This is a genomic window from Caenimonas aquaedulcis, from assembly GCF_015831345.1.
GTDB classification, from domain to species: Bacteria; Pseudomonadota; Gammaproteobacteria; order Burkholderiales; family Burkholderiaceae_C; genus Ramlibacter; species Ramlibacter aquaedulcis.
Genome location: NZ_JADWYS010000001.1, coordinates 4,288,989 through 4,302,102, shown reverse-complemented (window position 1 = coordinate 4,302,102; position 13,114 = coordinate 4,288,989). Strand labels below are relative to the sequence as shown.

General features: G+C 65.4%; 16 protein-coding genes. 9 read left to right on the top strand and 7 right to left on the bottom strand.

Annotation, left to right across the window (positions count from 1 at the left end; all coding sequences use genetic code 11):
* Positions 1-23: 23 nt before the first annotated feature.
* The gene (locus tag I5803_RS20825; RefSeq protein WP_196988222.1) at positions 24-650 is read left to right on the top strand and encodes a hydrolase; all 627 of its coding nucleotides are present in this window, start codon (positions 24-26) and stop codon (positions 648-650) included.
* Positions 651-674: 24 nt separating this feature from the next.
* Here I5803_RS20825 and I5803_RS20820 read toward each other — a convergent pair whose 3' ends face one another.
* Positions 675-1,661: a LysR family transcriptional regulator gene (locus I5803_RS20820; RefSeq protein ID WP_196988221.1), complete on the bottom strand. Its 987-nt coding sequence runs from the start codon at positions 1,659-1,661 to the stop codon at positions 675-677.
* A 97-nt stretch (positions 1,662-1,758) separates the two neighbouring features.
* On the opposite strand from I5803_RS20820, the gene I5803_RS20815 reads away from it, so the two are divergent.
* The 5 genes from I5803_RS20815 (at position 1,759) to I5803_RS20795 (ending at position 5,175) form a co-directional block, all read left to right on the top strand.
* On the top strand, positions 1,759-2,988 hold the full coding sequence (locus I5803_RS20815) for an MFS transporter (RefSeq protein ID WP_196988220.1): 1,230 nt from the start codon (positions 1,759-1,761) through the stop codon (positions 2,986-2,988).
* Between the two features lie 32 nt (positions 2,989-3,020).
* Positions 3,021-3,614 (top strand): hypothetical protein, encoded by a 594-nt coding sequence (locus I5803_RS20810; RefSeq protein ID WP_196988219.1) that lies wholly within the window; start codon positions 3,021-3,023, stop codon positions 3,612-3,614.
* Positions 3,615-3,683: 69 nt separating this feature from the next.
* Complete coding sequence (locus I5803_RS20805; protein WP_196988218.1) at positions 3,684-4,064, top strand: ArsR/SmtB family transcription factor; 381 nt, start codon at positions 3,684-3,686, stop codon at positions 4,062-4,064.
* On the top strand, positions 4,061-4,615 hold the full coding sequence (locus I5803_RS20800) for an SRPBCC family protein (protein ID WP_354001696.1): 555 nt from the start codon (positions 4,061-4,063) through the stop codon (positions 4,613-4,615). Before I5803_RS20805 ends, I5803_RS20800 begins: the two co-directional genes overlap by 4 nt.
* An 8-nt stretch (positions 4,616-4,623) precedes the next feature.
* On the top strand, positions 4,624-5,175 hold the full coding sequence (locus tag I5803_RS20795) for a dihydrofolate reductase family protein (protein ID WP_196988217.1): 552 nt from the start codon (positions 4,624-4,626) through the stop codon (positions 5,173-5,175).
* Between the two features lie 71 nt (positions 5,176-5,246).
* Here I5803_RS20795 and I5803_RS20790 read toward each other — a convergent pair whose 3' ends face one another.
* A complete protein-coding gene (locus tag I5803_RS20790) occupies positions 5,247-6,254 on the bottom strand; it encodes an alpha/beta hydrolase family protein (RefSeq protein WP_196988216.1) in 1,008 nt (335 codons plus the stop codon).
* A 144-nt stretch (positions 6,255-6,398) separates the two neighbouring features.
* Positions 6,399-6,833: a helix-turn-helix domain-containing protein gene (locus tag I5803_RS20785; RefSeq protein WP_196988215.1), complete on the bottom strand. Its 435-nt coding sequence runs from the start codon at positions 6,831-6,833 to the stop codon at positions 6,399-6,401.
* A gap of 77 nt (positions 6,834-6,910) precedes the next feature.
* Here I5803_RS20785 and I5803_RS20780 point away from each other — a divergent pair, with 77 nt between their 5' ends.
* From I5803_RS20780 to I5803_RS20770, 3 genes are read left to right on the top strand one after another with little or no spacing between them, the layout of a single operon-like run.
* On the top strand, positions 6,911-7,408 hold the full coding sequence (locus I5803_RS20780) for a DUF2938 family protein (protein WP_196988214.1): 498 nt from the start codon (positions 6,911-6,913) through the stop codon (positions 7,406-7,408).
* A 42-nt stretch (positions 7,409-7,450) separates the two neighbouring features.
* Entirely contained in the window at positions 7,451-8,038 is a 588-nt protein-coding gene (locus I5803_RS20775; RefSeq protein WP_196988213.1) for a flavodoxin family protein, read from the top strand.
* Positions 8,035-8,262: a DUF2798 domain-containing protein gene (locus I5803_RS20770; RefSeq protein ID WP_196988212.1), complete on the top strand. Its 228-nt coding sequence runs from the start codon at positions 8,035-8,037 to the stop codon at positions 8,260-8,262. Before I5803_RS20775 ends, I5803_RS20770 begins: the two co-directional genes overlap by 4 nt.
* Before the next feature lie 331 nt (positions 8,263-8,593).
* On the opposite strand, the gene I5803_RS20765 is transcribed toward I5803_RS20770, so the two are convergent.
* From I5803_RS20765 to I5803_RS20750, 4 genes are read right to left on the bottom strand one after another with little or no spacing between them, the layout of a single operon-like run.
* Positions 8,594-10,177: a CoA-transferase gene (locus I5803_RS20765; protein WP_196988211.1), complete on the bottom strand. Its 1,584-nt coding sequence runs from the start codon at positions 10,175-10,177 to the stop codon at positions 8,594-8,596.
* Entirely contained in the window at positions 10,174-11,139 is a 966-nt protein-coding gene (locus tag I5803_RS20760; RefSeq protein ID WP_196988210.1) for a tripartite tricarboxylate transporter substrate binding protein, read from the bottom strand. Before I5803_RS20760 ends, I5803_RS20765 begins: the two co-directional genes overlap by 4 nt.
* Before the next feature lie 37 nt (positions 11,140-11,176).
* On the bottom strand, positions 11,177-11,848 hold the full coding sequence (locus I5803_RS20755; protein ID WP_196988209.1) for an RraA family protein: 672 nt from the start codon (positions 11,846-11,848) through the stop codon (positions 11,177-11,179).
* Between the two features lie 25 nt (positions 11,849-11,873).
* Positions 11,874-13,028 carry a CaiB/BaiF CoA transferase family protein gene (locus I5803_RS20750; protein WP_196988208.1) on the bottom strand — a complete coding sequence of 385 codons (1,155 nt, stop codon included), beginning with the start codon at positions 13,026-13,028 and terminating at the stop codon, positions 11,874-11,876.
* Between the last annotated feature and the right edge of the window lie 86 nt (positions 13,029-13,114).

Genomic DNA, 13,114 nt, shown 5'->3' with positions numbered 1-13,114 from the left:
GCCAACTGCCGGAGACTGTTCACATGGCCGATCCCACCCCCTTGCGCGATCCCCTCACCGACTCACTCCTCACCCCGCAAAACGCCGTCCTCGCACTGATCGATTACCAGCCCGAGCAGTACCAGGGCGTGGGTTCGGTAGGCCGCGACGAGCTGCAGGCCCACGTGACGATGCTGGGCCGGACGGCGACCGCGTTCGGGCTTCCCGTCGTCCTGAGCACCGTGTACGTCAAGCACGGCATGTCGGGAACGAGCGAAGAGCTCCTCGCCACACTTCCGGGTGGCCCTGAAATCGATCGCACCAGCATGAACTCCTGGGAGGATGCCGATTTCCGGGCCGCCGTCGAGCGGACCGGCCGCCGCAAACTCATCATCGCGGGACTGTGGACGGAGGTGTGTGTGGCCTTCCCCACCCTGGACGCGTTACGCGATGGTTTCGACGTCTACTTCGTGATCGATGCCATCGGCGGTGTCAGTCGTGTCGCGCACGATGCCGCCGTTCAACGCATGATCCAGGCCGGGGCCAAGCCGGTGAGCGTACTGGCCCTCGCCTGCGAGCTGCAGCGCGACTGGGGCCGCGAAGGCGCCGAGCGACTGCGCGCCATCATGCGTGAATACTTCAGCAAGCTGAGGGCGCTCGCGGCCCGATAGGATCCCGCGAGTCCTGCCAGGCGGCTAACCGCCGCGTCCATCGGACCCGACGATCCGAGGCACCGCCTCTCGCATGGCCGCGACGAAGAGCAGCAGGCGGGACGGGTAGTGCTGGCCATGGGGATAGCTGATCCACGCGGGCAGCGGAGCCGGCCGCCAGTGCGGCGCGAGCTGGACGAGCTTCCCCCGCGCGATGTCGTCCGCCACCATCCAGGCGGAGGCGGCGCAGGCGCCGAGCCCGGCGAGGCACGCGCTGCGCAGTGCGTAGAGACTGTCGGTACTCACCCGCGGGCGCAGCGGCAACCGGCGGACCTCGCCGGTCGCGCCGTGCGTGAGGACGAGTTCGTTCCGGTAGTAGGTTCGCAGCGCGAGCCAGGGCAAAGTGGCGAGCCCATCGGGGTCACTCGGCCGCTTGCGCGGCAATATCGACGGGGCGGCCACCAGGATGCGATCGACCGCCGCCAGGCGCACCGCCACGACGTCCAGGTCGGTGGGGTCGCCCACCTGGATGGCGCAATCGATTCCGCGTGACAAGGCGTCCGACACATCGTCGATCAGCAGCCATTCCACCGAGACGCGCGGATACGCGCGCAGGAATTCGGCCAGCGGCGCGACGAACTTGTCCTGGCCGAACGCATGGGGCACCGCCACGCGCAGCAGGCCCTCGGGCTCCGCTCCACCGGTGCCCACCTCCGCTTCGAATGCGGACCAGTCGGCCAGCAAGGTGCGCGCGCGTTCATAACAACGCTCGCCTTCGAGGGTCAGCCGCATCGCGTGGGTGGACCGCTGCAGCAATTGGACCCCGAGGCTGTCTTCCAGCGCGCGCAGGCGCCGGCTGACCGTGGGCTGCGTCGCGCCGAGCAACGGCGCGGCCGCCGACATGCTGCCGGCTTCCACGATGCGCACGAAGGTCTGCAGCAGTGCGATGCGATCCGCCGGCACGCCCTGGGGCAGTGCACGCGCCTGTGGGCCGGGGTTCCTGCTTCCACTTGGTCTGGTCGGTTTGTTCATGCGCCAAGCGTATAACCATTTTGCGTTCCGCGCACCTTCCGCCCGGCGCTACGTGCGCGCACAGTCGATACATCCCAGTCACTCGCGTATTGATGCCATGAACGCTATTCGCACTCCGTATGTCCAGTCCGACGCCAGCGCCCTCGCACGAGGGCCTGGCCGCGCCTTGATGCTGCTGCTCGCGGCCGGCGCCGGGCTGTCCGTCGCCTCGATCTATTACGCGCAGCCCTTGCTGGGCGTGCTGGGACAGGATCTCCACGCCCCCTCCTGGTTGACGGGCTGGATCCCCACCGCGACCCAGCTGGGGTACGTGGCGGGCCTGCTGCTGCTCGGCCCGCTCGCGGACCGGTTCGATCGCCGGCGCGTCATTCTTGCGAAGGCACTGGCGTTGACGCTCGCTCTGCTTGCCGCGGCCGCCGCGCCCTCGGTCGCTCTGCTGCTGGCCGCCAGCGCGCTGATCGGCGTGACGGCCACGCTGGCGCAGGACTTCGTGCCGGCGGCCGCCGCACTCGCGCCCGCGCACCAGCGCGGCAGGCTCGTGGGCACCGTGATGACGGGGTTGCTGCTGGGCATCCTGCTGTCGCGCGTGCTCAGCGGGTTCGTCGCCGAACAATTCGGCTGGCGCGCGATGTTCGTGCTGGCCGCCGCAACGATCGCGGCCACCGGAATCACCGCGTGGCGTTTCCTGCCCGCGTTCCCGGCCGCCGCCCACCTGGCCTACCCGGCGCTCTTGCGTTCGCTCGCGACGGTGTGGCAAGCACACCCCGCGCTGCGCCGGGCCGCGCTGGCCCAGGGCTTGCTCGGACTCGGCTTCAGCGCCTTCTGGTCCACGCTCGCGGTGATGCTGCACGCGGAACCATTCCACCTGGGCAGCGCCGCGGCGGGTGCCTTCGGGCTGGCCGGTGCGGCCGGCGCGCTGGCCGCGCCACTGGCGGGCCGCCTCGCGGACCGCAAGGGCCCTGTCTACGTGGTGCGGATCGGGGCGGTGCTGAGCGCTGCCGCGTTTCTTGCCATGGGCGCCGGCGCATCCATGCCGGTGATGTGGCAGCTCGGCGTGCTCGCAGCCGGCACGATCGTCTTCGACCTGGGCGTGCAGGGCGCACTGATCGCGCACCAGACGCTGGTCTATGCGCTGGATGCACAGTCCCGCAGCCGCCTCAACGTTGTCCTGATGAGCGCGATGTTCGTCGGCATGGCTGCCGGCTCCGCACTGGGGAGCTTGTTGCTCTCACGTTGGGGTTGGATGGCGGTGATGGGCTTGGCCACGCTGGCGGCAATGGGCGCGTTCGCACTCCAGATGGGTCGTACCAGGGAATGCGGCGCCTGAGGATCTCCTCCCGGCCTCTGTACCATCGGCCGATGGAATTTTTTCTTCTCTTGCCCGTCGCGCTGGTCGCCTTGTGGATCGCCAGGCTCAGGCACCAGCAAGGGCGCATCGCGCTCCTGGCCCGCTACCTGGCCGGCCACGACATCGAACAGAGCATCGAGACGCTCTCGCAGGGCTACTCGCGCGCCCTGGGCGAAGCGGACCCCGCCCGCGGCGAGCAGGTCTGGGGCGTGCTGCGCGGAACCGAGAACGCCCTGTGCCGGGAGGTCCGCAAGTTCGCGGAGGACTTCGCGGGCGTCGAGCCTACGGCCACACGCGTGAGCAAGTTCCCGACCTGGCTGCCCCGCTCGCCCGCGTTCGACAGGTCCTTCGACATGCGCGAGGCGCTGCGCATGCACTCCCGCGGCATCTGCCGTGCGGTCGAAGAACAGGACGCCTCCCCGAAGGACCGCGCCTTCGCCATCATGGCCGAGATGCTCCTGATGCAGCACACCTGCCACTGGTATTGCCGCTCCAAGTCCGTGGCATCGGCCCGCATGCTGGCGAGGCATCGCACGTCCTACGAGCAGCTCATACGGGCTGTATTGCCGCAGACGCGGCAGGAGTATCTCGGGCTGGTGGCCTGAGCCAGGCGGGGACCGATACATTCAACCAGATGGTTGACAATCAGCAAACACGCGTCTATATTCAACCACATGGTTGAACGACAACAAGCGCGGCAGGACACCCGGCTCAATGCGGTTTTCTTTGCCCTTTCGGACAGCACCCGCCGACGGATGCTTCGAAACCTCTCCAAGGGCGAATGCTCGATCGGCGAGCTGGCGGAGCCTTTCGACATGTCCCTGGCAGCCGCGTCGAAACACATCAAGGCGCTCGAGCGCGCGGGGCTGGTGCAGCGGGAGATCCGCGGCCGCGTGCACCTGTGCCGACTGGACGCCAAGCCGCTGTCGACAGCCAACGACTGGTTGCAGCACTACGAACAGTTCTGGTCGGAAAGTCTCGACAAGCTGGAAGAGCTGTTGCGTCGCGAATTGCCGCCCATCCCCAAGCTCCCGACCCCAAGGAAACGCAAGTGAACGACACCACCCCCAATACCCTCAACGCCCTGAACTCCCGGCATGGCAAGCTGCTGGACCCAGAAACATTGCGCATTCACCGGCGCCTGCCCGGCAACATCGACCGCGTGTGGTCTTACGTGACCGATCCCGACTTGCGCCGCCAATGGCTTGCCGGCGGTACCACGGCGCTGCAGCCGCAAGCCGACTTCGAACTGGTCTGGCGCAACGAAGAACTGTCCGCATCCAGCGCGGAGCGGCCTGAGGGCATGCCCGCCGAACACCGCGCGACCTGCCGCGTGCTGGAGGTCGATCCGCCCCGGTATCTGCGCTATGCGTGGCCCGATGCGGGTGAAGTCACGATCGAGCTGGAGCAGGACGGAGCCGAAGTGCTGCTCACGCTCACGCATCGTCTGCTGGAGCGCCCTGCCCTGCGCCTGAACGTGGCGGCCGGCTGGCATGCGCATCTGGCGCGGCTGGTGGCGTTGGTCAGCGGCGATGCACCGCCCTCGCTGTGGGCGACATGGAAGACGCTGCGCGCCGAATACGAGGAGCTGCTGTGCGTCCGCTGATCGCTGCGATGAAGGTATCCATCGACGGCCGCAGCGGAGGCGCTGATGGTTACGCCCACTGGGTCGATGCGTGGTCCGACGATTACGGGCTGGCCGAACGCGTCGACGCTTGCCTGATAGGCGGACGCATGTATCCGGGGTACGAGCAGTACTGGACAGCGATCGCCGAACATCCCACGACGCCTTTGCCGATGACGGGGAAACCAGCGCATGCGGACGAGAAGAAGTGGAGCGCCTTCGCGTCGAAGACGCCGCACTACGTGCTGTCGTCGACGCTCAAGGATGTTGCCTGGCCAACGACGCGATTCGTGAGGAGCCTCGACGCAGTACGCGAGTTGCAAGCGCAGCCGGGCAAGGCCATCTACGCGATGGGCGGCGCGATGCTGATCGGCACGCTGCTCGAAGCGGAACTGCTCGACGAACTGCACCTCATCACGTACCCGGTGCTGGCCGGTCCCGGTGCGAGTCCGTTCGACCACCTCCGAGGGACCCACGCGGCTCGCCTGCTGTTCTCGAGGCAGATCGGTGAAGGGCGCGTGCACCAGGCGTACCAGCTATAGGCGGGCTGGCCAGCTGTTCGAGGAGACTGATGGACCAGTGCATTCGACCCAAAGCAGACGCATCGGCCTTATCAGGATCCAGGCCCGCTTTTCAGCGTCTTGTTGAAGAAGCCAATAACTTCCGCGTTGAATTTCGCGTGAAACGCTGACCGGTCGAAGCCGGCTGCACTGGCGCAAATGTGGGGCGCCATCGACGCAAGCGCATTGCTGCAAGGCACGAGGAAATCGTAGTGCCCGGCATTTGCAACGACGTGGTAGTCCGGTGCCACCGGCAGCGCAGCTCTCACAGCTTCTGCATAGCGCGCTTGCGGAACCACAAAGTCGTTTTCAGCGGTCCAGAGTTGAACGGGCACTTTGACGTTCCTTAGTCCGTCCGGAGCAAATGCAAATCCAACCGCAGGTGCAGCCACCACGGCGGCTTTGATGCGAGCGTCAGCTGCACGAACTTTGTGGGACGTCAGGGGCACGGCCGTGTTGCCGACGCTTTTTCCGATGAGCTGGCATGCAAAGTCCGCAGGGAATTGGCGGCACATCGGGCCGACTGTCGTGAAATCGGGAACGCCGCCGATGTTCACCAACGCGGTGAAAGCGCCCGCCGAAAAGCCATACATGCCGACGCGCGTCGGGTCGATGATGGCGTGGCCCTCCCAGGTCGACAGCATGTGGTCAATCACTCGGCTGATCTGGCGCGGACGGTCCATCACGTCGGTAGCGCGGCTCTGGTCGGCGTAGTTGTCGCCCGCGTGGCTGATAGCCGCCACGACAAATCCGGCGTCGGCCATTGCGATGGCCGTGTCGTAATGGCTGACGAACGAGCTTGCGTTTCCATGCGAGATCACGATCAGGGGCAGAGCCTTGCCCTCTGCATTGCCGTTCACTGCAACACTCATCGTGGTGGGCCCCAACGACAGGGGCTGAACCGCCGTTTTGCTCGGGTACCAGATGCCGATTTCCAGGGGCTTGCCCTCAGGATCAGCAGCAAAACCGTGTTGATAGCCCGCGGCGTGGACGAAAGTGCTGCCGAGCGCGATTGCCAACATGGTGGCAGCGAAGCGAAGTCCGGATGTGAGCGATTTCATGGGTGTGGGTCCGTGGGGTTGAGATCAGGTGGCCGATACTCTCCCCAGCCCGGCGATGGGTCTAGCCCTTTGCGATGAAATGCAGATTCAAGTCGCGAAGCGTTGGCGGAAGACGGCGAGTTGACGCGGCTTGCGCCCCTGCCTTCAGCGCGCCCTCTTACGTGCCGCCAAGATCTTCCCGGGTGGTGGCGTCAGCTTGCCGGCCACAGCCGCACGCAAGAGGCGCTGGAAGGTCGGGCATTCCGAGTGGTTGCTTGCCGGGCAGACTGCAGCATGGCGCAGCCCGTTACTCAGTGCCTGCAACCGCCTGACCGTTGCGTCGATTTCTTCGGCCTTGCCTTCGAGAGACTTGCGGTCGATGGTGGCGCGGCCGTCGGCCGAGAACATCCTTCCAACCTCATCGAGCGAGAAGCCCGCGGCCCGGCCCAACGCAATGAGCGAGAGTTGGTGCATCACGGTTGGGGCGAAAGTGCGACGCAACCCGACGCGCCCGACTGATGCGATCAATCCCTTCTCTTCGTAGAACCGTAGGGCAGACGCAGAAAGTCCGGATTTTTTAGCGACTTCACCGATGTCCATGAAAAAACCTCTTGACCTCAAGCTGACTTGAGCTTGCATAGTGAAGCCCATACCACTCCAAGTCAACAAGGAAAGTCATGAACACCCTGCTCGAAGACATCGCCAGAGTCGCTTCCATCGGAGTCGGCGCCACGGCCACCATGGACCTCTGGCTGCTGCTCTTGCAGCGACTCGGCGTACCAACCCTGAATTTCGCCATGATAGGCCGTTGGGTCGGCCACTGGGGGCGCGGCGTCTTCCGCCACGATGCGATCGCCACAGCGCGCCCAGTACGCGGTGAACTGGCGCTTGGTTGGCTGGTGCACTACGCGACCGGCATCGCGTTCGCCGGACTCCTGGTTGGCGTTGTGGGCATGGCATGGACCGAATCTCCGACGGTGACGCCCGCTCTGTGCATCGGGCTCTTCACTGTCCTAGCCCCGTGGCTTGTCATGCAGCCTGCCATGGGTGCCGGCATTGCGTCCGCAAAGACGAATTCGCCCGGGCAGAACCGCGCGAGGAGCCTTGCGAACCATTCCATCTTCGGCCTCGGCCTGTACTTAGCCGCCCTCCTCATCGCCTGGATCTCGCGATGAGAGGACTCGACACATCGATCCACAACTGAAAAGGAAAACACAATGAAAAACCTCGCCGTTATCTATCACAGCGCCCATGGCAACACGGAGCGAATTGCGCAGTTCATCGTCGAAGGAGCGGCGGGCGTGAGCGGAGTTCGAACAGAATTGCTCCAGGCCGAAGACCTGATCGCCTCGCCCGAGCGGCTTCTTGGCTTCGACGGATTCATCTTCGGCTCGCCGACTTACCTTGGCGGCGTGTCAGGACAGTTCAAGTCCTTCATGGACGCCACCGGCCGCCTCTGGAAAACCCACGCGCTCAAAGGCAAGCTTGCGTCGGGCTTCACTGTGTCGGCGTTGCCGTCGGGCGATAAGCAATCGACACTGCTGTCGATGTTCGTCTTCGCCATGCAGCACGGAATGTTCTGGGTAGGCAATGCGATACTGCCCGAGCAGCACAGTGGGGCTCCCTATGACGAGGCCGCTAATCGCCTGGGATCATGGTCGGGGCTGATGGCTCAGGCAGGTCACTCGGCGGCTGGAAATTCGTTCGTGCCTGGCGACATAAAGACGGCCCGCATGTTCGGCAAGAACGTCGCCAAGGCGCTCGCCTGCATGACATGCACCGATCAACCGGAGGTGATGCGATGATCCCGCGAAAATTCGAACCCGTCTTGATCGGTGCCGTTCTCTCCGGACTGATGTCGTGGGTGGTCTCAGGCATCGCAACATTCAAAGCTCCGGGACAAGCGCCAGGTTTCTTGACGCTCTGGATGACATCCTGGCTGACGGCGTGGCTTGTCGCGTTCCCGGTCGTCCTCGTGGTTGCCCCTCTTTCTCGCCGGCTGATTCAACTTGTGCTGAAGCCGGAATGAACGACGCTCACTACTCAGCGCTATCGCGCTGGAGGCGGGTGTGATGCTCGCCAAGTTGGAAGCGCACGGCAAACTGAAAGTCGGATGGACGTCAGCAATTCGCAGCGCGAGCTTCTATTGGCGCCACCGAGTCGGACATTGGCCACGGCAAATAGAACGTCTGCTTGTGGCCGAAAGCAGCCCTCGCCTGTCACCGCCTCGGAGCGGCGCCCGCGAACGTAGTGGCTGCCTCCGACCCAAAGCAGCCGGCAAACAGTTGAGAATCCTGCCGCCCCTCGCTCGGTCGAACCGCGCGCGACACGCCTCAGGCATCCCGCTTCGTCGATTACCGCTACCGGAACAACGCGCGATCCATGCGTCTGAGTGCCTTGCTGACTTCGAATGTGAACCCAACCGCTGACCGCACCTGCTCGAGCTCGACGCCGTTTGCGAGCTCGATCAGTTCCAGTCCGCCGTCCACCAATCGGAACACAGCCCGCTCCGTGATGTACAACACCTCCTGTCCCTTCGCGAGCGCGGTGGGTCCATGGAAATTCACCTGCTGGACCCGCTCCTTGAACTTTCTGAAACGCCCGTCGCTGACGACCCGGATGCCGCCTTCCGCTCCGGTAACCACCTCCAGGTGGGACTTGCCTGCCGTCAGTTCGCCGCAAAACAGGATCTTGCGCGCCCGATGCGTAATGTCGACGAACCCGCCCGGCCCGCGCAGGTTACCTTCGAAGTGGCCGACGTTCACGCTGCCGCGTGCATCCACTTCCGCGAAGCCGAGTGCGGCGACATCGAGGCCCCCACCATGGTAGAAGTCGAACACTTCGGTCGAGTCGAGGATGCAATCCGCGTTGTAGTGCGCGCCAAATGCGCCTGTGCTGCCCGGTGACCCCATCGCCGGCGTCCCGCCGAAGCCCCCATGCTCCGTACTGAAGTGGTACGGCCCCTCAAGCTGCATTTCCTCCACGACGGACGGGATGCCGGAGGCCATGCCCACGCCGAGGTTGATGATGTCGCCAGGCTTCAACTCCATCGCAGCCCGGCGCGCGACGACCTTTCGCACGTCGAGGGGCAGTGGCTCCAGCCGTTTGCGGACAGTGCGCACTTCCCCGCTCAGGCTCGGGTCATGGCCCCCGAGCTGGGTCTGGATCGCCTCGGGATCCACCACGACGTAATCCACCCATGCGCCCGGCACCGCGACGAGCCGCGGGTTCAGCGTGCCACTGGCCACCTTCTGCCGCACGACAGCGATGACGAGGCCGCCCGAGTTGCGAGCGGCCATCGCCTGGTATTTGATGCCCACGTCGACGGGCTCGCCGGACATCGAGATGTTCCCGTCCTCGTCCGCTGCAGTGCCGCGGATGATCGCGACGTCGATCGGGAAGGTCTTGTAGAACAGGTAAGGCTTGCCGTCGATTTCCATGCGGCGTGCGTAGGTGCTGGGAGGAGTGGCCTCGTTGACCTCCACCTTCCCCGCGTCCACCGCGCCCGGATCGGCGTAGGTGTGGAGCCCTACTTCGGTCACGAATCCCGGGGAACCCGATGCCTGTTCCCGCAGCAGCTGGAAGAGGCAACCCATGGGGAACGAGTACGCCTCGAACTTTCCGGCGGTCGCCATTCCGGCGAAGCGGGGTGAATCGCGGTGACTGAACGTGGACGTGATGACGCGCTTGACCATCCCTTCGTGGGCGAGGTGATCGAGGCCGGTTTGTGGATCGGGCTTCCAGCCTTGCCGGTTGGGCAGCAGCAGCGTCAGCTCGCGTGGCGCCGCCTCGGCGACAAAACGCTCTCCCAGAGCTCTCAACACGGCCTCCGGCACCGCCATGGACACCATGCCGCCCAGCACGACGCAGGCGCCTGACGGCACCGCCGCCGCGGCCTCCGCGGCTGTCGTGAAGCGGGGGCCTTTGGCGCGGTCCGGCTTCATTCCACCTTCGCGCCGGAAAGCTGCACCACTTTGCCGAGGTCCGTGACTTCCTTCCTGACGAACGTTCCGAACTCCTCGGGGGTGGAGACCAGCGGGACCGCGCCGAGCTCGCCGAGCTTGCGGCGCACCTCGGGCTCGGCCAGGATCGTCTTCATGGCCGCGTTCACGCGCGCGATCGCTTCCGGCGGGGAGCCGGCCCGGGTGACAAGCCCCATCCAGATACGGATCTCGTAGCCGGGAACCACTTCCGAGATGGCAGGCAGGTTGGGATATCTGGGGCTGCGAGTCGCCGTGGTCACACCGAGCGCACGAAGCTTCCCGGAGTCGATGAGCGACGCCACTTCCGAGATGCCGCCGAAGTAGGCCTCCACGCGCGAGCCGACAACGTCCACGATGGCCGCACTGCCTTGCTTGTAGGGAACGTGCACCATCTTTCCGTGCGCCATGCTGTTGAACAGCGCGCCGGCGAGGTGCTGGGATGTGCCGCTGCCGCCCGATGCGTAGTTGATCGCGGGGTTGGCATTTCGCGCCAGGCCGATGAATTCGCGCAGGTCCTTCGCCGGCACGTCGTTGCCCACGACAAGGATGTTCGGAATCGTGGCCACCGGACTGATGGGGGTGAAATCCTTCTCGAGGTCGTACTGCAGGTTCTTGTACAGCGCCTGGTTCGTCGCATGGGCATTCGTCACCATGAGGAGTGTGTACCCGTCCGGCGCAGCCTTGGCGGCATACGCGGCGCCGATGTTGGCCGCGGCACCCCCCCTGTTCTCGACGATGATCGGTTGGCCCAGGACCTCGCGCAGCCGGTCGGCCACGAGGCGGGCCATGATGTCCGTCGCGCCGCCGGTCGCATAGGGCACCACCAGCGTGATCGGTTTGCTGGGCCAGGCCTGCGCAAACGCCGTGCCGGACAGGGCAAGCGCGGTGGCCGCGAGGACGAGGGTTCTGCGAACTCGGTTCATGGATACTCCTGTAGGTGACGAGTTGATTGACGCGCGGTCAAAGCTTGCGCAGGGCAGCCTCGACGAAAGTGCGATCCCATTTCCCGGCTTCGATGTCGCGCTCGAGCACCTGCTCCGCACGATGGCGTGCTTCTGCGATTTCCACCAGCGCGTCGGCACTGTCGCGCGGCACCACGATCACTCCGTCACGGTCGCCCATCACGAGATCGCCAGGGGCGATGGAAAGACTCGAGACCGCGATGGGGAACCCGATTTCGCCGGGTCCGCTTTTGTGTGGCCCGTTGGGAGTCGCGCCGCGCGCGACCACGGCGAAGTCCATGGCCTCGAGTTCGTCGACATCGCGGATCGCGCCGTCGATGACCAGCGCCTCGATGCCGCGGGTCTTCGCATAGCGCGACATCATTGCGCCGACGATGGCGGTGTTGAGCGCCGCGCCCGCCTCCACGACGATCACATCGCCCGGCTTCGCCATGTCGAGTGCGCGATGGACAAAGAGGTTGTCGCCCGGGCGCACGCGAACGGTGAAAGCGGGTCCCGCGAATTTCTTGCGCCCTCCGTAGGCGTTGAAGCCGCCGCCTAAGGCTTGCAGGCGCTGCGCCGCGTCACCGACGACCGCTGCCGGAATCGCGCGGAAGCGCTCGACAAGCTGGCGGTCGACCCGGGGCCACTCCGGATTGATGCGAAGTCCGAGTCCTTTGAGGTTGTCCATTGGTTTCCTTGACGGGTAAGAATTGCTAGGCAGGCCGCGCGCCGATCACTCCATCACGGGCGAGCGCATCGATCCGCGCGGGATCGATGCCCCACTCGGCGAGCGCCGTGCTCGTGCTTTGGCCGGGAACGTCGGGTTTGGTGGGTACGTTGCTGGGCGTGCGGCTGAAGCGTGGCGCGGGGGCAGGCTGAACGACGCCATCGACCTCCACGAACGTTCCCCGCGCGCGGTTGTGCGGATGCAGGGGCGCTTCGCCGAGGTCGAGGACGGGCGCGAAGCACGCATCGGTTCCTTCGAGCAGCGCGCACCAGTCTTCACGGGTTCGGGTGATGAAGACGGACTGCACCGCCTCGCGCGCCTCGCGATCCGTGATTTCGTCGAGCCCCGGCTTGCGACGGTCCAGTCCGAGCATTCGGAGCAGTTCGTCGCGGAACTTCGATTCCACCGGGGCAATGGACACGTATTTGCCGTCGGAACAGCGGTAGGTGTTGAAGTACCACGCCCCGCCGTCGGTGACGTTGGTGCCGCGCTCGTCGTTGTGCAGACCGGCGGCGCGCCGGCCGTAGTAGTCGGTCATCAGCAGCGCGCTGCCGTCGACCATGGAAGCATCCACGACCTGGCCGCGTCCCGAGGACCGCGCCTCGATGATGCCGCTGAGGATGCCCAGTGCGAGGTACATCGCACCGCCCCCGAAGTCGCCGGTGAGCACGAGCGGTGGAGTCGGTGGCTGCCCCTCGCGCCCGATGGAGTGCAGCACACCGCTCAACGCGATGTAGTTGATGTCGTGGCCAGCGGCCTGCGCCAGTGGGCCGTCCTGGCCCCAACCCGTCATGCGCCCATACACGAGCTTCGGGTTGCGTTCGATGCATATGCCCGGGCCGAGGCCCATGCGCTCCATCGTGCCGGGCCGGTAGACGTCGATCAGCGCATCCGCAGTGTCGATCAACGAGAGCGCGAGTTCCACGCCCTGCGCGCATTTCAGGTCGATGCCGACCGAGGGGCGATTTCGCTTGAGGATGTTGAAGCGATCAGGACGCGGCGTTCCAAGGCCATGAGGCGACGGGCGGTCGATGCGGATGATGTCCGCGCCCAGGTCGGCGAGCAGCATGGCGCACATGGGCCCCGGCCCGATGCCGCCGAATTCAACGATGCGGACCCCCACCAACGGGCCTGACTTCATGCTGCTGCGTCTCCAGATGTTTGATGCAGTATGGTAGATTTTGATCTGGCAGTCAATAAAACGCCGTCGATTCCACCAAATTCTCC